This is a genomic window from Paraburkholderia youngii (genome assembly GCF_013366925.1).
Taxonomy (GTDB): domain Bacteria; phylum Pseudomonadota; class Gammaproteobacteria; order Burkholderiales; family Burkholderiaceae; genus Paraburkholderia; species Paraburkholderia youngii.
This window is the reverse complement of sequence record NZ_JAALDK010000001.1, coordinates 1,721,838-1,742,900: the sequence shown is the minus strand read 5'-3', so window position 1 is coordinate 1,742,900 and position 21,063 is coordinate 1,721,838. Positions and strand designations below refer to the sequence as shown.

General features: G+C 59.2%; 19 protein-coding genes and 2 pseudogenes. 9 read left to right on the top strand and 12 right to left on the bottom strand.

Going from position 1 to position 21,063, the window contains the following annotated elements; genetic code table 11:
• The first annotated feature begins 7 nt into the window (after positions 1-7).
• Genes cyoB through cyoE form a run of 4 tightly spaced genes read left to right on the top strand, consistent with a single transcriptional unit; the run spans position 8 to position 3,882 of the window.
• Positions 8-2,005 carry a cytochrome o ubiquinol oxidase subunit I gene (gene cyoB, locus G5S42_RS08050; protein WP_176106286.1) on the top strand — a complete coding sequence of 666 codons (1,998 nt, stop codon included), beginning with the start codon at positions 8-10 and terminating at the stop codon, positions 2,003-2,005.
• A complete protein-coding gene (cyoC, locus tag G5S42_RS08045; protein ID WP_176106285.1) occupies positions 1,983-2,603 on the top strand; it encodes a cytochrome o ubiquinol oxidase subunit III in 621 nt (206 codons plus the stop codon). The genes cyoB and cyoC overlap by 23 nt, the downstream gene beginning before the upstream one ends.
• Before the next feature lie 2 nt (positions 2,604-2,605).
• Positions 2,606-2,938, top strand: coding sequence for a cytochrome o ubiquinol oxidase subunit IV (gene cyoD, locus G5S42_RS08040; protein WP_176106284.1), 333 nt, complete (start codon positions 2,606-2,608; stop codon positions 2,936-2,938).
• 38 nt (positions 2,939-2,976) lie between these two features.
• Positions 2,977-3,882, top strand: coding sequence for a heme o synthase (gene cyoE / locus G5S42_RS08035; protein ID WP_176106283.1), 906 nt, complete (start codon positions 2,977-2,979; stop codon positions 3,880-3,882).
• A 65-nt stretch (positions 3,883-3,947) separates the two neighbouring features.
• Here cyoE and G5S42_RS08030 read toward each other — a convergent pair whose 3' ends face one another.
• The 3 genes from G5S42_RS08030 to G5S42_RS08020 form a co-directional block, all read right to left on the bottom strand.
• Positions 3,948-4,361, bottom strand: coding sequence for an SCO family protein (locus G5S42_RS08030; RefSeq protein WP_246391866.1), 414 nt, complete (start codon positions 4,359-4,361; stop codon positions 3,948-3,950).
• A gap of 229 nt (positions 4,362-4,590) precedes the next feature.
• The gene (locus G5S42_RS08025; RefSeq protein ID WP_312883538.1) at positions 4,591-5,088 is read right to left on the bottom strand and encodes a DUF6436 domain-containing protein; all 498 of its coding nucleotides are present in this window, start codon (positions 5,086-5,088) and stop codon (positions 4,591-4,593) included.
• A gap of 269 nt (positions 5,089-5,357) precedes the next feature.
• On the bottom strand, positions 5,358-5,666 hold the full coding sequence (locus G5S42_RS08020; RefSeq protein WP_176106281.1) for a hypothetical protein: 309 nt from the start codon (positions 5,664-5,666) through the stop codon (positions 5,358-5,360).
• Between the two features lie 692 nt (positions 5,667-6,358).
• Here G5S42_RS08020 and G5S42_RS08015 point away from each other — a divergent pair.
• Positions 6,359-7,015: pseudogene (locus G5S42_RS08015) on the top strand (GlxA family transcriptional regulator); the annotation flags it as partial.
• Between the two features lie 86 nt (positions 7,016-7,101).
• On the opposite strand, the gene G5S42_RS08010 reads toward G5S42_RS08015, so the two are convergent.
• On the bottom strand, positions 7,102-7,395 hold the full coding sequence (locus tag G5S42_RS08010) for a MarR family winged helix-turn-helix transcriptional regulator (RefSeq protein ID WP_176106280.1): 294 nt from the start codon (positions 7,393-7,395) through the stop codon (positions 7,102-7,104).
• 17 nt (positions 7,396-7,412) lie between these two features.
• Between G5S42_RS08010 and G5S42_RS08005 the strand changes: the two genes are divergently transcribed.
• Positions 7,413-8,252: a hypothetical protein gene (locus G5S42_RS08005; RefSeq protein ID WP_176106279.1), complete on the top strand. Its 840-nt coding sequence runs from the start codon at positions 7,413-7,415 to the stop codon at positions 8,250-8,252.
• An 83-nt stretch (positions 8,253-8,335) separates the two neighbouring features.
• Here the strand turns inward: G5S42_RS08005 and G5S42_RS08000 are convergent, their stop codons facing one another.
• Positions 8,336-9,541 carry a mechanosensitive ion channel family protein gene (locus tag G5S42_RS08000; protein ID WP_217709860.1) on the bottom strand — a complete coding sequence of 402 codons (1,206 nt, stop codon included), beginning with the start codon at positions 9,539-9,541 and terminating at the stop codon, positions 8,336-8,338.
• Positions 9,542-10,648: 1,107 nt separating this feature from the next.
• On the opposite strand from G5S42_RS08000, the gene G5S42_RS07995 reads away from it, so the two are divergent.
• From G5S42_RS07995 to G5S42_RS07985, 3 genes are all read left to right on the top strand, one after another.
• On the top strand, positions 10,649-11,581 hold the full coding sequence (locus G5S42_RS07995; RefSeq protein WP_176106277.1) for an SMP-30/gluconolactonase/LRE family protein: 933 nt from the start codon (positions 10,649-10,651) through the stop codon (positions 11,579-11,581).
• A 218-nt stretch (positions 11,582-11,799) separates the two neighbouring features.
• On the top strand, positions 11,800-12,597 hold the full coding sequence (locus tag G5S42_RS07990) for a 3-hydroxybutyrate dehydrogenase (protein WP_176110418.1): 798 nt from the start codon (positions 11,800-11,802) through the stop codon (positions 12,595-12,597).
• 19 nt (positions 12,598-12,616) lie between these two features.
• Positions 12,617-13,852 (top strand): DUF3734 domain-containing protein, encoded by a 1,236-nt coding sequence (locus tag G5S42_RS07985; RefSeq protein WP_176106276.1) that lies wholly within the window; start codon positions 12,617-12,619, stop codon positions 13,850-13,852.
• Between the two features lie 376 nt (positions 13,853-14,228).
• Here G5S42_RS07985 and G5S42_RS44155 read toward each other — a convergent pair.
• The 7 genes and pseudogenes from G5S42_RS44155 to G5S42_RS07950 all read right to left on the bottom strand — a co-directional run.
• A pseudogene (locus G5S42_RS44155) lies at positions 14,229-14,435 on the bottom strand (DJ-1/PfpI family protein); the annotation flags it as partial.
• 167 nt (positions 14,436-14,602) lie between these two features.
• Positions 14,603-15,376 (bottom strand): enoyl-CoA hydratase, encoded by a 774-nt coding sequence (locus G5S42_RS07975; RefSeq protein WP_176106274.1) that lies wholly within the window; start codon positions 15,374-15,376, stop codon positions 14,603-14,605.
• Between the two features lie 29 nt (positions 15,377-15,405).
• Complete coding sequence (locus G5S42_RS07970) at positions 15,406-16,632, bottom strand: CaiB/BaiF CoA transferase family protein (RefSeq protein WP_176106273.1); 1,227 nt, start codon at positions 16,630-16,632, stop codon at positions 15,406-15,408.
• Positions 16,633-16,661: 29 nt separating this feature from the next.
• A complete protein-coding gene (locus G5S42_RS07965) occupies positions 16,662-17,516 on the bottom strand; it encodes an enoyl-CoA hydratase-related protein (RefSeq protein ID WP_217709858.1) in 855 nt (284 codons plus the stop codon).
• Positions 17,517-17,583: 67 nt separating this feature from the next.
• A complete protein-coding gene (locus tag G5S42_RS07960) occupies positions 17,584-18,906 on the bottom strand; it encodes an acyl-CoA dehydrogenase family protein (RefSeq protein ID WP_176106272.1) in 1,323 nt (440 codons plus the stop codon).
• Positions 18,903-19,862 carry a 3-hydroxyacyl-CoA dehydrogenase NAD-binding domain-containing protein gene (locus G5S42_RS07955; RefSeq protein WP_176106271.1) on the bottom strand — a complete coding sequence of 320 codons (960 nt, stop codon included), beginning with the start codon at positions 19,860-19,862 and terminating at the stop codon, positions 18,903-18,905. The genes G5S42_RS07960 and G5S42_RS07955 overlap by 4 nt, the downstream gene beginning before the upstream one ends.
• A gap of 21 nt (positions 19,863-19,883) precedes the next feature.
• The gene (locus G5S42_RS07950) at positions 19,884-20,801 is read right to left on the bottom strand and encodes a DUF5050 domain-containing protein (RefSeq protein ID WP_176106270.1); all 918 of its coding nucleotides are present in this window, start codon (positions 20,799-20,801) and stop codon (positions 19,884-19,886) included.
• Positions 20,802-21,063: the final 262 nt, after the last annotated feature.

The following is a 21,063-nucleotide window of genomic DNA, read 5'->3' as shown; positions in this document are numbered from 1 at the left end:
CACATCCATGTTCGGCAAATTGACATGGGCGGACGTGCCGCTGCACGAGCCCATCATCGCGGTCACCCTGGCGGGCATCGTGCTCGGGGGCGTGGCTGTTCTGGGCGCGATCACCTACTTCAGAAAATGGACGGTGCTCTGGAACGACTGGATCACCTCGGTCGACCACAAGCGTATTGGCATCATGTACATCTTCGTGGCGATCGTGATGCTGATCCGCGGCTTCGCCGACGCCATCATGATGCGGACGCAGCTTGCGCTCGCCGGTCCCGGGCACCTGGGCTACCTGCCGCCGCATCACTATGACCAGATCTTCACGGCGCACGGCGTGATCATGATCTTCTTCGCCGCGACGCCGTTCGTCGTGGGCCTGATGAACATCGTCGTGCCGCTTCAGATCGGGGCTCGCGACATGGCGTACCCATACCTGAACGCCTTCAGCTTCTGGCTGTTCGTCGTGGGTGTCGTGCTCGTCATGCTGTCGCTCGGCGTCGGCGAATTCGCGCAGACAGGCTGGGTCGCTTATCCACCATTGTCGGACATAAAGTTCAGTCCCGGAGTGGGGGTGGACTACTACATATGGTCGCTGCAGGCATCGGGTCTCGGAACGCTGTTGACGGGCGTTAACCTCTTCGTGACCATTCTCCGGATGCGCGCGCCGGGCATGACGCTGATGAAGATGCCGATCTTCACGTGGACGGTGTTCGTCACGAGCGTGATCATCATTGCCGCCTTCCCGATCCTGACCGTTGCGCTCGCTGCGCTGGCGCTTGATCGCTACCTGGGCTTCCATTTTTATACGAACGAGTTCGGCGGTAATCCGACGATGTACGTGAACCTCGTATGGGCGTGGGGGCACCCAGAGGTGTACATCCTCGTTCTCCCGTCATTCGGAATCTTTTCCGAGGTTACCTCGACGTTCGCCCGAAAGAAGCTGTTCGGCTACAAGTCGATGGTGGGCGCGACGCTGGCAATCGGTATCCTGTCGTTCCTCGTCTGGCTGCACCACTTCTTCACGATGGGTTCCGGCGCGGACGTCAACAGCTTCTTCGGCATTATGACGATGATCATCGCGGTTCCAACCGGTGTGAAGATCTTCACGTGGTTGTTCACGATATACCGCGGGCGCGTCGAGTTCACGACGCCTATGCTCTGGACGCTGGCGTTCCTCGTGACGTTCACGATTGGCGGCATGACCGGCGTTTTGCTCGCCATTCCGGGGGCTGACTTCCTGCTTCACAACAGCCTGTTTCTCGTCGCCCACTTCCACAATACGGTCATCGCAGGCGGGTTGTTTGGCTATTTCGCCGGCTTGAACTACTGGTTCCCAAAGGTCTTCGGCTTCAAGCTTAACGAGCGTCTCGGCAAATACTCGTTCTGGTGCTGGGTGATTGGCTTCTATCTCGCGTTCATGCCGCTTTACATGCTCGGCTTCATGGGCATGACCCGGCGCCTGAATCACTATGACAACCCCGCCTGGACGCCGTATCTCCAGGTCGCGTGGGTGGGCGCGGTCTTCATCCTTGCGGGGATTGGACTCCTCATCGCGCAGATTCTCGTCAGTATCCGCGAGCGCAAGCAGAATCTCGACGTCACAGGCGATCCATGGAATGCACGCACGCTGGAGTGGTCGACGTCGTCGCCGCCGCCGTTCTACAACTTCGCCGTGGTTCCGTGCGTGGATGCCGTCGACGCATTCTACGTGGCGAAGAAACGCGGACTGCCGCCGCGCCCGAAGAAGTACGAGCCGATTCATATGCCGCGCAGCACCGGTGTGCCGTTCATCCTCGGTGTATTCATCCTGCTGCTGTGCTTCGCGCTGATCTGGCACATCTGGTGGCTGGTGGGGGCCAGCTTCGTTGCCACAATCGCGACGGTGATCGTCCGCTCTTATAACGACGATATCGACTATTACGTTCCGGCCGACGAAATCGCACGGATCGAGAAAGCACCCGTTGCTCTCATGAAACGAGATCTGAACCATGTCTACGCAAACACTAATTGAAACAATCGAGACTGAGGATGAGCATGCGCGTGATGGCCACGACACGGGCTCGCGCAAGGTGCTGGGCATGTGGATCTACCTGATGTCCGACTGCATCCTGTTCGGTTCACTGTTCGCGTCGTACGCCGTATTGAGCGGCGCATTTGCAGGTGGCCCCGGCCCGAAGGGCATCTTCGAGCTGCCGTACGTGCTGGCCGAGACGTTCGTGTTGCTGCTCTCCAGCATCACCTGCGGCTACGCGATGCTTGCCGTGCACCGCCGCGATCAGGACACCGTGCTCCGATGGCTGACCCTGACCTTCATTCTGGGCGCCGTCTTCATCGGCATGGAAATACACGAGTTCCATCACCTGATCTCGCTCGGCTTCGGACCGCAGCGCAGCGGGTTCCTGTCTGGCTTCTTCGCGCTCGTCGGCACGCACGGTCTGCATGTCGGGTCCGGCCTGCTCTGGATGGCGGTGCTCCTGCATCAGGTGGCGATCAAAGGACTGACACCCACCAATGTGACACGCCTCTCGTGCCTGAGCCTTTTCTGGCACTTTCTGGATCTGGTCTGGATCTGCGTGTTCACGATTGTCTATCTCATCGGAGCATTCTGACCATGGCAAGCGATGCGACTACCCGCGCCGGCCACGCCCACGGCAGCGCGAATTCCTACAACACGGGCTTCATCCTCTCGATCGTCCTCACGGCCATCCCGTTCGCGCTGGTGATGCATCCGATGCTGCCGCGTGCGACGACGCTTCTCGTGGCGGTGATATTCGCGGTCTTGCAACTCGTGGCGCACCTCGTGTACTTCCTGCACATGAGTCGTTCCTCGGAGGGCGGCTGGAACCTGATCAGCTTCGTGTTCACGCTGGTGATCCAGTTCATCGTCGTGGCGCTCTCGGTCTGGGTCATCTGGAGCACGCACTTCAACATGATGATCCACTGATGCGCCGCGCACATCCGACGAAGAACACCCCCCGGACCATGTATCGACCTTACCTGCAACTGACGAAGCCCGGCATCGTGATCGGCAATCTTATCGCCGTCACGGGCGGTTTTCTGCTGGGTTCGTACGACAGCATCGACTGGCTCCGGGGCGCTCTGGTGGCCGTCGGTGTCATGCTGGTCGTCGCGTCCGGGTGTGTGGTCAACAACGTGATCGACCGGGATATCGATGGCCTGATGGCCCGGACACGCAATCGCCCAATGGTGACCGGCAGCGTATCAGTGCCGTCCGCCTTGCTGTATGGCGTCGTGCTCGTCCTCGCGGGCATGAACGTGCTCTACGCGGGCACGCGGTGCGTCCTGCCCCTCGCGCTGATACTCGTCGGCTACGCCGTGTATGTTGGGCTGTATAGCCTGTACATGAAGCGCAATTCGATTTACGGGACGCTAGTCGGCAGCATTGCCGGTGCGATGCCGCCAGTGGCCGGATACTGTGCGGCGAGCACCAGGTTCGACGCCGCCGCCGTCACATTGCTAGTCATGTTCAGTCTCTGGCAGATACCGCATTCGTATGCGATTGCGATCTTCCGGGCCCAGGATTATCGCGCGGCTTCGATTCCCGTTTTTCCGCTTGTCCGAGGCTTTGCGGCGGCGAAGCGCCACATGTTGGCCTACATTGTCGCCTTTACGGCGGCCACCCTGACGCTCGGCTTCCTCGGCTATGCCGGCAAGATCTATATGCTCGCCGCGCTCGCCGCGGGGTTGTACTGGTTCGGGCTCGGCGTCGCGGGATGCACCGCGGCAAACGAGGGCAGATGGGCACGCAAGATCTTCTTTGCGTCGATCATCATCGTCAGCGTATTGAGCGCCGCGATGTCGGTGGATGGCTCCGCGCCCCAACCGGCAACCCATCTCGCGCTGATTGCGAGGGGTTTCGGCGGGTAGCGCGGCGAGCTTGCTGTACGCGAGCAACTGCGGGTTCGGCAGTGGCATTGATGGGTCGCTCGTGCTTACTGGTGTGCAGACGAACGCATTCGGCGTCCGGCATTTTCCTGGAGCAGAAGTCTCAGGTCGTTCGCACTGTCCTCGGCAGGTTCCTCATATTGCAGCGCGAAGCGCACCACACCCTTCGCGTCGATTACGTAATCGGGTCCGATAAACGTCGGGTCGAAGGCTGCGGTGTAGGCCTTCAGAATCGACGGCGTGTCGCGCTCAGGATCGATCGAGATAAAGAGTACCTTCGGCCCCTTACCCTGATCTCCGAGCGACCGTTTGATCTGTGCAGCGCGAGCCAGGGTCGTTGGGCACACGTCTGGACACCGCGTGTATCCGAAGAGAAGCAAGACCACATTGCCCCGGAAGTCCTCCAGCGTTCGCGGATTGCCGCTGGTATCGCGCAGATGGGACGTCCCCGGCAGCTTCATCGAGGACAGGTCGACACCGTGCAGCTTCGATCAGATTCTTTTGCCGCACGCCGCCACGGCGAGCAGGAGCGCAGCACCGAGCAGACGGCGGCGACGTGATGACGGAGCACTTTGGAACGGGCGGCGCTTCATGGTCTCGTACATGCTGAAATTCCATGAGGAGGAGGCAGGGGCGAAGCTGGTCGCGTGCGGAGCACAGCGTGTCGTTAGCGCGACCAACGATACACCTCTATGCGTGCTGGCCGCGGGCGGCATTCCACGGGCAATAGCAGCCGACGGCGACCATCGGAGCAGGTTCGACATGTGCACCTGCGACCAGCTTGTCGAGAATCGGCTCCACGAAACTGTTGTTCGAACTACAGACAAGACCCGCGCGATAGGGTCCCGCGTAGGCGAGCTTGCCATCCGCAGCCCAAATGGCGATAGCGGGACTGGCCGGTATGCGCTCCATTCCTTCGATTCCCGGTAAAGGCTTGAGCTTGCCTCGCAGGAAGGCCGGTAATTGTCCGTGGGTACCGGGCTTGCGCACGCTGTAGAAGTCGATATCCGCGCCTCTGAACATCGTGATCAGATAGTTCAAGTGGGCGTCGGTGTTCTCGTTACAGCTTGCGCAGTCGGGGTCCCAGAAATGCACGACACGAATGCGTCCGGTATTGCCTGCCAGGTCCGGCGGCAGACGCAGGTCGGAGTCTAGGAAGAGAACAGCCTGATTCGAGTAACTGGTCACTCCACCAACGCCGAAGTATCGCCACAGTGCTACGCCGGTCCCGACCAGAATGCATACAGCTGCACAGAGAAACAGGATGACCGGGCGGCGACGCAGCAGGGGAACGGTTGATCGAGGGAGTTCCCCGGTATTGGCTGGAAACATGTGTGGCAGGCGAGGTATCGAGTCTTGTGATCAGCGGCGGAACCGACCATAGACGGTGTGACCGAAGATTCGGTTGCCGCTCGCAAAGTGCAATAGGGTCGTGCGGCTGGTCGAACAAATATTTCCTAAAGGTCACGATCCCGAGGCTGGCGAACGAGGTCGATAGCCTCCCTCAATGTCATGGCGGTTACACCATTCTTCTGCGTTTTGATGCGAGGCAGTGTTATGTAGGTGCGGGATATCTCACGGTAATACTCGTCATGGGCCTGCTCACATAACCAGTTGAGTCGTTCGCTGTCCGCATTGCTGGTATGGGCCTCGGCCAGGTGCCTGCGAAGCAGCTCGATCTCGTTGGCGACTTGTCGAAGGGTATCGGCCACCTCACCCGTCATCAATTCCGCCTGTTTCCTTATCTGTTCAAGATCAACGCACATGATCAGGTATTGTAAGTAATGCAATAACGTCGCCGAACAACGTCCTCTTCTCACGCGGAATGAGGCCCTTAACGTAGTCTCTCGCATCGAACGAGCCAGCTGCTTTGATGAAGTCCACAACAAGGCTTCCGTCTACGAATGAATTTAAAGTAAGCCCCGCGCAGTCGCAATAGTACTTTGGGTTACATATGAGATGGCACCTGGTGCCACCCGTACGAAGGTTTAGCTAGTCCATTGTGCATTGGAGTGGTGCACCTCCTGCACGTAGAGTTTCGGTCATGTCTCGCTGTCCACTGACGGCATCGGATGTGTGACTTCCGCGGTCATGCTGGTCCGGATTGGCCTGTTGTTCCCGGCGATGTTCGGCGAGAACCTGTACCCTCGCGATTTCCGCGGCGGGGTGAACGGCAGGATCCACGCGGGAGGGTACGCGAACCAGTCAAGCGGTTTGAGCGGCGCGAATATCGGCATTGCCGGGCACATCTCCCGGAAAGCGACGAGATCAGTTTGCAGGCGAGGTCACATGCATGTGCACGGTCGCGGGGTCGAGATTACCTGGGTCGCTCGCGAGGTGAAAATACAGCAACGCAGTAAGGATAGCGATGCACATTGCGATTCCCGAATACTTCGCATCGACGCTGTTGATCGCGCGGATCAGAGCACGCCGCCGGCGCGCGGTAGTGTGAAGGCCCGCAGTCATAGGCTTGCTGGCGCAGCGGCGCGCCACGACGCATTGGGCGTATGGGCGCGCAATGCAGGAACGTTTTCCGGATATCCACGTCGAGGAAGACCAGATCTACATTGTCGATGGTCCGATCTGGACGTCCGCGGGCATGACGGCTGGCCTTGACCTGGCACTCGCGATGGTGGAAACGGATCTGGGTGCTGAAACGGCCCGTTCAGTCGCGCACAGGCTTGTCATGCCTCAGCGGCGGGCGGGCGGCCAGTCGCAGCATTCCGAAATGCTGAACCTCGCCCCGAAATCCGATCGGATCCAGAATGCCCTGAACTATGCGCGCCAGAATCTGAGGCGTTCGCTGACGGTAGAGGACTTGGCCAAAATCGCTCACCTGAGTCCGCGCCAGTTCAGCCGTGTGTTTACGCTCGAAACGGGAGCGTCTCCGGCCAAGGCTATTGAAAGACTTCGACTGGAGGTAGCGCGGCTGATGATCGAACAGAGCCGGCATCCGCTTGATGTTATCGCGAGAGAGGCCGGTTTTCGCGACTACGAGCATATGCGGGACGCTTTCATGCGCGGGGTTGGCCGTCCGCCCCAGGCAGTCCGGCGCCACAAACGCATGGGTGTCCGAGGGATTCTGCGGACTGACCCGGTCGATGCAACACCATAGAGGCTGGCGGGGGCAGCGTTTGCAGCTGACGGTCGGCTACAGGCAGAACAATTCGTCAATAGACATTTCTTTTCAGCTACCAGCCTTCACGGCTCCCCAAAAGCTACCGCAAATTCATCCGAATAAATCTCCGCGAGTGCAACGCGCAGCGCCGCCGCTCGTTCCTCGCCATAGATCTCTTCAAAGCGACGCTGCGCTTTTCGCCAAAGGCGATTGGCCTCAGCAAGCTTCGCACGGTCGGCGGCTGTCAAATCGACGCGCCGGCTTCTGCCATCGTCCTCGTCGGGCCGCAGCGCGAGATACCCGTCGCGTTCGAGCGGCTTGACGTTCCGTGCAAGCGCCGATCGGTCAAGCACCATTGAGTAGGCGAGTTCGGTCATGGTTGGGCGAAGACTCCATGGAAGACCTTAGTAGACGTCGCAAATTCTTGCAGGCCGGGATCCTCGGTTCTATGGGTTTCATCTTGGGTTCCGCCGGCATACCGAAGGTTTCAGTTGGTGGCGAATCCGGCATACAGCAACCATTGCTCGATGAGGCTATTGCTGCCCACGGCGGATTGGACAGATGGCGAGAATTGACGCAGTTTTCGGTACGCATGTCGCTTTATGGACAACTGTTTGATCGAAAGGGTCATGGCGGTGGTGAACTCGCACATCTTGTCTGCGAGGGAACCACCCGCGAACAGTATTTTCGAATGACGGGCTTCCGAGAACCCGACCTACGCCTGACGTACAGGCCTGACCGCGTAGCTTTGGAGCGGACAGACGGGACGTTGTTACAGGCGCGCATCAATCCGAGTGACGCATTTGCAGGTCACACCGCCATGTCCCAGTGGGATGATCTGCATCTCGCGTATTTCTGCGGATACGCCAATTGGAACTACTTCGTCGTTCCCTTCGTGTTTGCAGATCCGGGTTTCGAATGCGTGGAGGACGATATCTGGCAGGAAAATGGCGAAACATGGCGTCGACTCCCCGTCATGTACCCGTCCGAATTTGTGACTCATACACCTGTGCAGACCTTCTACTTCGACGGTAAAGGCCATTTGCGACGACTGGACTATGGCCCGACTCTGGCGGGCCCGGGGCACGTCGCCCATTACTGCGATGAGCACAAGATCTTCAACGGCATCGTGATGCCCACGAAGCGCCGCGCTTACCGACTTGAGGCCGACGGCAACGTCGTCAAATCGCTCTTATTGGTAGGTCTTGATATTTCGTCGGCCGAGTTTTCATGATCCGTGAGTAGCGTTCGTCTGCCCCGTGGCGATGATGTGCATCTGCGCGGCTGCCGTGAGTTGAGGACGGGGAAGACGTCAAATCATGCCAACTTGTGATGGATTGCCTCGATACAGCGATGTAGCCACTGCATCAGTCCATTCTCTGCCATGTGGACCTCTGGAGACACCTGCATCAGGGCTTGTCCTTTTCGTTCGCGTGCCTCGAGCTTTGCAGCGAAAGCGTGTGCGACATCGGCATGTTGTTTAAGGAGATTCATCACGGCGTGGTCTGGTAATTCATAGACGATTACATAGGTCCGTGCGACGAACGTAACCATTGAAGCAATACCCGCGATTGGTCCGCTCTCGCCGAAGTATTCTCGAGGACCAAGACGGACGATGTCGTAGTGGCCACCAGAGTCTTGCGTTGCGGATGCCGCGACGACTCCATACCCGACAATTGAAATGGATTGTGAGCACGTTCCGGCGCCAAGCAGCACTTGTCCGGGTGCGCATTCGCGACGAACCAGAGATTTTGCTAGTTGAATCCGTTGGTCTTTAGAAAGCATCCCGAATATACCGATAGCTTCAACTAGTCGATATGCGAGTGTTCCGCCTGGGATGTCGGCGAATTCGTTCCCATGTTCCAGTGGAACGGTAAACGACTCCAGATGGCGATGAGCTGCGTCATAGAATTTGTTCAGCACCTCTACTTCTGATCGTTCACCCGTTCTGGAAAAGGTGATGCCGTACATGGCTGTTCTTCGACCGATGGAGGTCGTAGCCACGCTCGGCTTAGGATCTTTGGAGATGCCAACACAGGTTTGCAGGGCGAGTTCGAGGGCATGAACAACTTCAGACGGTCGAAGCTGCGTCGTGGTCTCAAACTTGGCGACTGTTGCGTGAGGACCGAGAGGGAAGCTGCGGTTTACGATTCGCGATTTGGCGATGACACTGTTTGGCACGACGACCATGTCGCGGTTTGCTTTGGCTATGTGGGTCGCGCGCCAGGTAACTTCAACAACTTCCCCGTCCGCTACCTCATCCAACGTTACGGAATCTCCGACACGATAGGGAGACGTAGCGTTAATCAACAAGCCGGAAAAAAGGTCTGAAAGGGTGCTTTGGAGCGCGAGGCCAAGGATGATGGCTAAAGCGCCAGAGGTGGCCAGGACCCCCTTGAGCGGGATGTCGAATACATCGGCGACAATTGCGATCACTGCTCCAAGATAGAGCAGGGCTGCGATTACGTCCAGCGTGAACCGGTTCTGACGCAGTCGATAGCCAACAACGTAGTAGGCTCGCACTACGGCCATAGTCGTCGCGGCTGCTAACAGCCACCATCCCGTTTCAAGGACTCCGTGAAGAAAGTGAACGGATGGGTCCGAAAATCGATGCGCGGCTTGGGTGGGGACGATGCCATATCGAAGCATCGACACTGTCAGAAGCACGAATAGGGCGCATTTTAGTGCCGCATGCAGGACGGGCTGCCGTCGGCCAGGCGACCAAAGCAGGACCAGTACATTTATCACGGCTGCCCCGCATGGATAGAGTATCTGGTTCAATGGCTCGTTCACGGTAGTGGGCTCTGACTCAATTGCGATGGGCGTTACCACTCGCTACGGCGGAAATGGCTCGTATGGGCCGACGCCAATGAGCGGAATATCGGAGCCCGTATTTCGCATCGCAGGTTTCATCCCCGTAAATCCGAAGCCGAGAGATTCACCGTTGGTTCCGGCGGCCTGCAATTGCTCTCGCTTTATCTACGCCAGCGCTCAAAGATGTTGCTCTTGACGAAACCTTAGGTTGCAAGCGGGCGCGATGCAATAGCACGATGGTGTTAGCAACACCATATCGAATGGAATGAGTGTCGTGTAACACCTAATCCAAAGTGTAATTGTGACTGTCCTCGGCATACCCTAAACTGTGTTCGAAGGCCGGCGCTCAAAATGAGGCACATGCATGGTCTTCCCGCTATGTCGAGGGATTTTTCCCATGTTCGGGCGTTAACTGTGTATATGCATCGACATGTATTTCCATGTCATTGAAGGTGCAGATGCAGGTGCAGGTGCACATTGGCGCTCGAAGCTTGTTCAGCAACGAGGACCGGCACCCGAACGTGTTTCGGATTACAGAGACGTGCAATGTCTCGGTCAAGCGCAACGTCATATGCTGACTGGCCAGGCAGTCGAGCCGTCGTGCGGCCCTCGTGGTCATCCAGATGTCCGTGGGTTCCGCGGTCGACGAATGGGTGATTCGGTGCAATGCGTTAGGCAAAAGACGACCCGGTGAAAGCGTTTAACGATTGAATCCGAATGTCCGTTGAACATTGAGAAGCGTCCTGCTGTGGGACTAAGGATCTGACTCGGAGCTGGACGACGACAGTTATTTTGACTAGATGGAGGGTACTTACTGTGGCTACGAAGAATGGCGGTACGCTATATGTCCTGCAGGCACGTCCACCAGCGATCATCGCTCTGTTGCCGGACGGTTCACACGAGGTCGTTATCGCGAATCTCACGCGCACGCCCGACGGCATCAAGGTCGATGCTGAAAACCGGGTGGTGTACTGGACTAACATGGGAACCGGCATCCATCTGGTCGACAGCGATCCGGCTTCCGGCGCAGTTCCCCCCAATGACGGAACTATCGAAAGCGCGAAGCTCGATGGAAGGGAGCATCGTGTACTGGTGCCTTCCGGCCTGGCCGGGACGCCTAAGGAACTGGCGCTGGACAAGGAGGGCGGTCATCTCTATTGGTGCGATCGCGAAGGCATGCGGGTCATGCGCGCGCGGCTGGACGGTACTGAGGTGACGGAACTCGTCCGCACCGGGAGTTTCCCGGAACATACGGGCGATGCGACCCGCCATTGTGTAGGCATCGCATTGGATACGGCAAACGGCCATGTCTATTGGACTCAAAAGGGATCGCCGGATGCCGGAGAGGGCCGCATCTTCAGGGCTGGCATTGAGCTGCCGCCCGGTGCGACACCCGATCAGCGCCCGGATGTCGAATGTTTGCTGGCCGATCTGCCCGAGCCGATCGATCTCGATATCGATCACCGCGATGGCGTACTGTACTGGACTGACCGTGGCGACGATACGCATGACGGAAATACACTAAATCGCGCAAAAATCACGGCGTCCGGACTGGTTGATCACCAGGTGCTCGCCCGCGCGCTGGAGGAAGGCATTGGTGTGTCTCTGGATCCACTGGGCCGCCGCGCATTTGTGACCGATCTGGGGGGCAACGTCCGCGAGCTGAACATCGATACGAAGCAAGAGTCGCGATTCACTACAGTTGCTCATCTGGGTGTGCTGACTGGTATCGATTACGCCGACATCTAAGTCCGATCCCGTGGGGCTGCACGTGCAGATGGCTGAAACTGTTTGGCGCAGTGTTGCCGGGAGTTGCACCGGGCCTACGAGATGTGAAGGTGTGCGTCCCGTGGCGGACCTCAGGCTGGGGACTTTCACGAAGTTGCATTCGAGTAACTCAATGGGCGTCGAGTGAAAAGCGTGCGCGCGGAACATTCGAGCCGTCACAGTCAATTTGGGAGATGCTGATGTCTATGTTGAACAGGAGTCTCATCGGAAGAGTTGCACTGGTTACCGGCGCCGCAAGCGGCATCGGCAAACAGATCGCGTTGACGCTCTCGGCTGCGGGCGCGGCGGTTGCGATCGCCGATTTGAATCAGGGCGGGGCGAACGCCGTGGCCGAGGAAATCAAACAGGCTGGCGGCAAAAGCATTGGTGTGGCGATGGACGTCACGAAGGAAGATGCCGTCAACCAGGGATTCGACACGGTGGCTGCGGAATTGGGCGCAGTCGACATCCTGATTTCAAACGCCGGCATCCAGATTGTCAATCCGATCGAAAACTATGCATTTTCCGACTGGAAAAATATGCAGGCGATTCACGTCGACGGTGCGTTCCTGACTACCAAGGCCGCATTGAAGCACATGTACAAGGACGACCGCGGCGGTGTCGTGATCTACATGGGGTCCGTGCACTCGCATGAAGCTTCGCCGCTGAAATCCGCTTATGTGACCGCCAAGCACGCGTTGCTCGGCCTCGCGCGCGTTCTTGCGAAGGAAGGGGCGAAACATAACGTACGCTCCCATGTGGTTTGCCCGGGGTTCGTGCGCACGCCGCTCGTCGACAAGCAGATTCCCGAGCAGGCCAAAGAACTCGGCATCAGTAAGGAAGAAGTGGTCAAACGCGTGATGCTCGGCAACACCGTAGACGGCATGTTCACCACGGTAGACGACGTCGCACAGACGGTGCTGTTCCTGTCCGCGTTCTCGAGCGCAGCTTTGACCGGCCAATCGTTCATCGTAAGCCATGGCTGGTATATGCAGTAAGCCCGCAAGGAGAGGCGTCATGGTGCAAAGCAACGTCAGGCGGGTCGGCGTCGGCGCCCCCGGAAATGGGGTGGGTGAGCGTGCCCAAGCGTCGGTGGACGTTCGCGCCAGTCCGCGTATCGAGTTGCCCCAGTACGAGACGATCGCGCTGATGTTACAGGGCGGGGGCGCGCTGGGGGCCTATCAGGCAGGCGTCTATCAGGGCCTTGAAGAAGCAGGTATTCGCCCGAACTGGCTGGCCGGCATTTCGATTGGTGCGTTGAACGCGGCGATTATCGCCGGCAATGCGCCCGAGCACCGGGTGGCACGGCTCTCAGAATTCTGGGAGACGATCTGCCAGCCTGCGTTCGGAATGCCCATACCGGCCGCGATCGAGGACACGTTGTTCAACGTGCATGACGGTGTGCGTAAGAGCTTTACGGCATTTCAGGCTGCGAGCGCGATTGTCAATGGCCAAAAGGGATTTTTCGTACCCAGGTTTCCGCCGCCCGCTTTCCACTCAACCGGGAATCCGCAAACGGCAAGCTTTTACGACACGAGGCCGCTCAAGGCCACGCTCGAGCGGTTCTGCGACTTTGACCGAATCAATTCGGCGGAGGTACGGGTTTCGGTGGGCGCCGTGAACGCCCGCACAGGAAACTTCGCCTATTTCGACAATACCCGCATACCGTTGCGTGCCGAGCATTTCATCGCGTCCGGTGCTTTACCGCCGGGCTTCGCGGCTGTGGAGATCGAGAACGAGTATTACTGGGACGGCGGCCTTATGTCGAATACTCCGCTATTCGAGGTTATGCAAGCGACGCCACGTCGCGACACGCTCGCTTTTCAGGTTGATCTGTGGAGCGCGACCGGGCCGGTGCCGAGCGATCTAAGCGAAGTCATGGGACGCGTCAAAGATGTCCAGTACTCCAGCCGCACTCGTCTCGTGACGGACTTGCTGCAACGAACTCAACATTTTCGGCGCGTGGTGCGGGAGTTGCTCGAGAAGTTGCCCGCGGGAAGCGAAAAGGATCGCTGGTACGAACTCGCACAGGAAGTATCATGCGACAAGCGCTACAACATCATTCATTTGATCTACCGAGACAAGGAGTACGAAGGCCATTACAAGGACTATCAGTTTGGTATTTCGACAATGCGGGAACATTGGCGAACCGGATTGGCCGATACCAGGAGGACCTTGCAGAATCGGGATTGGTTGGATATGCCGATCAACGACCTCAGCTTTGTTACGCACGATATCCATCGGGACGATTGATGCATTCGTCCGGTGCAGATGCCAAGCTCTTCATGAGACAACATGCAACATGTATTACGGCGACCCGCAGGCCGTACTTACCCAGAAGATGCGGGCGATCAAGGAAGTGGTCGTCTAAATTCAGGAACTCGATCCGTTCTTTCTGAGGAGTTGGGACATTGCCTTGCCCGAAATTGTTAAGTTCGACATGCCACCCTCTGCGGTTACCCGACATATTGCCTTGCTGGAATCACATCTGACCGCATAGTTGCTCAATTGGAACATTGCACCCAAAGTGTTATTGCGGCTGCGCTGGGCTTCTCTTAACTTGCTGTGTAGGTGAAAGCCTTGCTATGAATTTCGAGGAAAGCAGCCGACTTAATCAATTCTACAGACTCGCCCAATGCGTCGCGCCGCGCCGCTGCGCCAGCAAGCCTGCTTCCACGAGCACGACTCCGCCGGTGCAGATTGCGCCTATGCGCCTCGCGCTGATGCACGCTTTACGCAGGAACGCAACTATAGTGTCAGCGGGCGGAGAACTCAGCGGATCAATAACCCCGCCGACGATCCGCGTGTCTACGTCAACGTGCCCGTGCAATGATCGTGGCGGGCGTGCGGCCGTGTCGCGAGGAGCATATACACAGATATAGGCGCACGCTGTGCCTTTATGGGACGCCGGGGACATCGCCCGGTGGATCATTTGCACGGCAGCAGGTTCACGCTGACTCGGCGGTATTGGTGAGTGGTTGATTGGCGATGCGAGGCACACCATCAACCCTTCGGGCTCTTCGTAAAATCGGGCGCACGTTTCTCGAGAAAGGCCGAGAATGCTTCCTTGGCCTCTGCTGAGCTCACCTGTGCAAAAAACGTCTGGTTTTCACTCTTCACAGCCTCCTGGAGCGGCTGAAGCACAGCCTGCTTGATGAGTCGTTTGGTAGCGAGCAACGCGCTGCCCGGTTTTGCGGCGAGCTTATGTGCTGTTGCAGTAGCGGTCTCAAGTAGATCGCCGTCGGGCAGCACGCGAGTCGCGAGGCCCAGTTCCACTGCTCGCGACGCAGTGAAAGGCTCCCCGAGCAGAAACAGGTCCGCTGCCCCTAGATGTCCTACGCGCGCTGGTATCGAAAAGCTCGACCCGAATTCCGGCACCAGCGCAAGGTTGATGAACGGCAACTGGAACTTCGCAGTTTCGCCCGCGTAGACGAAATCGCAGTGGGTCAGCATCGTGGTTCCGCCGCCGATCGCCGCGCCTTGCACGGCCGCCACGATGGGCTTTTCGAACCGGATGAGAGCCGAGATCAGGCGGCCCTGCGGAAAGTCACCCAGCCGGGGCGGATGCTTGAGAAAATCCCCGACGTCGTTGCCTGCGCAGAATGACTCGCCCACGCCGTGCCAGAGCACGACGCGGACTTCTTCGTCTTCGGCGGCCTCGTTGAAGATGTCCGCGAGATTCGTGTACATGGCTCCGGTCATGGCATTCTTCTTCTCGGGGCGATTGAAGGCGACCCGCAGGACGCTGCCGGTTCGCTCGGTGATGATGTCGCTCATGCTTGCTCCTTTCTTTCTGTGCTCGTGTGTCAGGCGGCGTGTTGCTTCATGCTCGCCACCGCGCCGCTCGCGCGCAGGCCTTCGACGTCGTTTGCATCGAAGCCCAGCTCGCGGAGGATGTCGTCGGTATGCTCGCCAAGATCGGGCGCGCGTCGCGCCGGCACTTTGTCGACGCCATGAACCCGGATCGGATTGCTGATCGTCGAGGTCAATTTTCCGCCGGCGCCCTCGAGCGGAACGATGACATCGTTGGCTCGCAGCTGCGGGTCGTCGATCACCTCTTGTGGTCCGCGCACGGCGCCGTACGTGACGTGGAGATTGCTGAATGCCTCGTGCCAGTGCGCCATCGGCTGCGCGCCGAAAACCTCGTCCAGGATGGCCGTAAGTTGCGGCATGTTCGCCGCCACCTTCGCCGGATCCGTAAACCGTGCATCAGTCAGCAGATCCGGGCGTCCGATGGCTTTCGCGACGGCCGCCAACTTGTCGTGCATCACCACCAGGACGAACCAGGTGCCGTCTGAGGCGCGGTACACGTTGAGCGCCGCATTCGCGGGATGCGTGCGATCGTGCGGTGCTGGAAACGTCGCGCCGGCCAAGGCGGCCTGGATCGCAACGCTGGCCGACCAGACGCCTGAGGCAAGGAGCGAAGTCGTGACGTAAGAGCCTTTGCCCGTGCGCTCTCGGCGGTAAAGCGCCGTGACGATCGCCGAATAGATTCCAACTGCCGTCGCGTTGTCGCCGCTTCCGGCCACCGGCCAGGTTGGTGGCGCGCCCGCGTCACGCGTCATCGACAACAGGCCGCTACGCGCCCAGAACGCGGTCAGATCGAAGCCGGGCAGATCGGCATCCGGGCCGCTTTCGCCAAAGCCGGTGATATCCGCATAGATCAGTCGCGGGTTCCAGCGCGCCAGATCGTCGTACTCGAGATTCAACTTCTTGCGGGCCGGATGTGGCGTATTGACGGTGAACACATCAGCCCATGTGACGAGCCGCTGGAGCACTTGCTGGGCGCTGGGCGACCTCAGGTCGAGCGCGATGCCGCGTTTATTACGATTGGCGAGATGCCACTGATACGGCTCATCTGCCATCGGTTGCGACGGGATCTGGTGCCCGTGTCGCCAGGGGTCACCGCTCGGAGGTTCGACCTTGATCACATCGGCGCCGAAGTCCGACAGCATGACGGCGGCGCCGGGCGCAGCGATAAAGCTCGAAAAGTCGACCACCTTCAGTCCGGAAAAAATATTGTCGCTTGCCATTGGGTCACTCCTGAATCGAGTTGTCTGCTTCACCGTCCCACGAACTGCGGGGCGCGCTTTTCGAGGAAGGCGGAGGTGCCTTCCTTTTTGTCATCTGTACCCGCGCACAGCCCGAAGTAGGAGGCTTCGAGAGCGAGACCTTCGCTCTGGTTCGCGTCCAGGCCCTTGTTCACCGCTTCGAGCGATAGCCTCACCGCGACAGGAGCGTTCGAGGCGATCATCTTCAGAATGGCTTCAGCGCGTCCAATGAGATCGGCCGCGGGAACCACCTCGTTGACGAGCCCGATGCGCCATGCTTCCTGCGCACTGATGAGCTCCGCGGACAGAATGAGCTGCAGCGCGCGGCCTTTCCCGACAAGGCGCGGCAGCCGCTGCGTGCCGCCTCCGCCTGGCAGCAGCCCGAGCTTTACCTCGGGCTGTCCGAGCTTCGCGTGCTCCACGGCGATGCGGAGGGTGCACGCCATTGCCGTCTCGCAGCCGCCGCCGAGGGCAAAGCCATTGATTGCGGCGACCACCGGTTTGCCGAGGTTCTCGATCAGGTCGAGCACGGCTTGCCCAAAACGGCTCGACTGCTCCGCTTCGATCGCGCTCGCGTGCGCAAGCTCACTGATGTCCGCGCCGGCGATGAACGCCTTATCGCCCGCGCCGGTGAGAATGACGCCGCGCACGACGGTGTCCTCGCGTGCATCCTCGAAAGCCGTTCGCAGATCCTTCCATGTCTGCGTGCTCAGGGCATTGAGGACCTTGGGACGGTTGACGGTCACGTATGCGATCCCATTGCGCTTTTCGTACAGAACGTTCGCGAGCGTGACGACTCTCGCCTGCGGATCATCAGGCACTACTACTACGGGTGAAGCTGGGGCTGTCACTGTTGTCGATGACATGTTTAGCTTTCCTTCTAATTCGGGTGAATCGGGGGACGGCGACGAACTCGCCGTCACGCCTGCAGTCTTAGATAAACGCGCTAAACCCAGTGATCGCTTTCCCGACGATCAGGTTCTGCATCTGGTAGGTGCCCTCGTAGGAATAGAGCGCCTCGGCGTCGGCAAAGAAACGCGCGACGTCGTAGTCGGCGAGAATGCCGTTGCCCCCAAGCAGCTCTCGCGCCCACGAAACGGTCTCACGCGCCTTGGACGTTGTGAACGCCTTCGACAGCGCGGCTTGCTGGTCCGTCAGTCTGCCTTCGTCGGCGAGCTGTGCCGTGCGAACCACCATGCCCTGGCACGCGGTGACGTTGGCGAGCATCTTCGCAAGAAGATCCTGAATGAGCTGGAACGAGCCGATAGGCTTTCCGAACTGCAATCGCTGCTGGGCGTACTGCAGCGCGTGCTCGTACGCACCCATCGCGCATCCCGTCGCTTCCCATCCAACGTAGTACCGCGTCCCACGCAGCACGCGTGCGGTGTCGCGAAAGGACTGGTCGCCCGATACGAGCCGGTTCGCTTCCGGCACCCGGCATTCCTTCAACGTGATCTGGCCGTTCTGAACCACCTTGAGCGCGATCTTGTTCTCCATCTTCTCGACGCTGAAGCCGGGTGTGGTCTTGTTCTCGATGATGAAGCCCTTGACCTGGTTGTCATCGACGTCGCGCGCCCAGATGATCGAGATATCGCACCAGGGTGCGTTGCCGATCCACCGCTTCTGTCCGTTCAGAATCCAGGTGTCGCCCTTGCGCTTCGCCGTGGTGGTTAGTCCGCCTGCGGCTCCCGAGCCGATCAGCGGTTCGGTCAGGCCGAAGCAGCCGATCTTGTCCATGCGTGCCATCGGCGGCAGCCATTTTTGTTTCTGCTCCTCTGATCCAGCGACCGCGATCGAACCCATCGCCAGGAAGTTATGGACGCCAAAGAAGGTCGCAATCGAGGCATCGATCCGCGCCATTTCTATCCCAATCAGACCGACCAGCAATTGGCTCCCGCCGGCGCAGCCGTACCCCTGGATGCCGAGGCCGCCGAGATTCAGTTCCTTGACGGCAGGCAGCAGCTCGAACGGAAAGGCGTCCTCGATCCAGTACTTGTTGATGATGGGCGCGACTTTGGACTCCATGAATGTGCGCACCTTCCGAAGAATCGCTCGCTCGGCTGCGTTCAAGGTGTCTGCGTAGTAGTAGAAATCACTGTTCGGTGGCGGAAGCTCCTTGGCGGCTTTGCTGTCTGTTGCAGCGATGGACATTTTGCGACTCCTGTTGCTATGACTAGAAGGTGGGAAGAAAGACCTGTCAGTCGGGTGAGCAATCCGGAAGGTTGTGCCTGGGCTCACGCGACCGGAGGGAGTCATTTCGTCTGTTTCGAATCGCCAACCTTGCGGCGTAGCTCGAGCAGACCGAGCAGAACCTCATCACGCTGCGCCTCCAGCTCTTCGATGGAGCGCGATCCGGCCTCAACGTGGACGCTGTCTACGAGCTTCTTTTGAACCTCAGGACTCAGGACCGGCTCGCCGAGCGTCTTCCACCACGCCGTCATCGGGCCGCTGAACTGCTGGAAGAAGTGCTCGATGCCGCCAGGGCCCCCGCCAAGATGGTTGAGCATCATGTTGCCCATCACGCCCCAGCGCAGGCCCGGCCCCCAGCACAGGGCGGTGTCGACGTCGGCGGCGCTCACCACGCCCTCGGCGACGAGGTAATAGACCTCGCGCGCCAGCGCGGCCTGCAGCCGGTTCGCGACGTGGCCCGGCATCTCCTTGTTGACCCGCACCGTACGCTGCCCGATCGACGTATAGAATTCGGCTGCGCGCTGGATCGTCGCTTCGGAGGTCTTCGCCCCGCCGACGATCTCGACCAGCGGGATCAAGTGGGGCGGATTGAACGGATGGGCGATGACGCAGCGCTCGGGATGCGTCGCGGCGCCCTTCTGGATTTCGCTCATGGTGAGCCCCGACGAACTCGAAGCAACGATCACGTCGGCAGGCAACAGCTCGTCGAGTTGTCCATAGAGCTTCTGCTTGAAATCGATCCGCTCGGGTCCGTTTTCCTGGACCAGGTCCGCGCTCACGAGTGCTTGTTCAAGCACGGGCGTGAATGTGAGGTTCGTGAGCGATGCTTCGGGCGAAAGGCCCAATCTCGTGAGCGCCGGCCACGCGGACTCCACGAATTTATTCAATGACGCTTCCGCATTCGGTGCTATGTCCGTCGCCACGACATGCAATCCTTTGGCGAGAAACAGCGCGGCCCAGCTCGCGCCAATCACGCCTGTGCCGATGATGGCGACGCGGCGAATGGGCTTGGTGTCAGTCATGTGATTTCTCCGATGTACGGGTCAGACTTCGGCGTAGGCAACGCCGGTGAGGTTGCCCTGGGCGTAGAGAAAGTTGCGCAGATTGCTGCCATCGAGTTGCGCTGAATAGACCGATCCTCCCAGATCCGTGACGAACATTCGGCTACCAGCAACGTCGAGCGTGATACCGATCCCTTCCAGCAGATGCGTGATGACGATCTCGGGCGTCGCCGCTTCGTCGACCGGGGCGCGATTAACTGTGTTTCCGCGCGGGGGATCGCCGCGGTCCGTCCAATAGAGGACGCGGTTCTCCTCGTCGAACTCGAGATCGATCGGTTCCGGCAGATGGTCGAACAGCACGTCGATGTCGGAGCGGGTGGCCGCATCTTCGCCACTCGGGATCTCCAGATTCGCGCGGAGGATGCGGCCCTGGTCGCCGTTGTCAGGGCCCTTTTGTGTCCAATAGAGCTTCTGGTGCACGCGATCGACAGCGACTCCGACGCACCATCGGTTCTGGTCGTGGCGGTCGTTGTCGCCGCGCCCGGTCTCGACCAGTGTTTCGATATCAGAGCCGTCGCAGTTGACGCGCATCACGCGCATGCCTTCGCGGTCGCACCAATAAAGTTTTCCACCGTCGCGGTCGAGCTGGATCTGCTTTGGCGTATGCGTGAGGCCTTGGGGGACGATGACCACGCGGTTGTTGCCGTCGAGGTCGGCGCGCTCGATCGATCCGTCATTGGCGCTCAGAGCGTGACCCATGTTGGTCCAGTAAATGTGGCCGGCGTGCGCGTCCACTGCAATGCCATCGGGGAGGTGGCAGTCCGTGACGATCGTCTTGCGGTCGGATCCATCTGGATTCATCGAGTAAATCGAGTTGCTGCTCAATTCGAGGAGAAACAATCGTCCCGAGCAAACTGTGTCCTGAGAAACGCTGCTTGAATTGGTGTGAGTCGTAGTCATGTGCCATCCTTAACGTTTTGCCGGAGGTGATGTGAACGCAGAACATCGGGCAGAGAGCGAGCGCCACAGGTATCGGAATTTTCGCTCGCCGAGGCGCGCGATGCGCCCGTGACGTTGAGCGACTGGCCGGGGTTTGAACGACGCCGGTGTCGGGGGCGTTGTTCATGGACATCAATCTATGTGGTGATCGGCATCGACTCAATTGCACGATGGTGTAACGACACCATCGTGTCGATGGGAAGACTTGTCGATCAATCCTGCG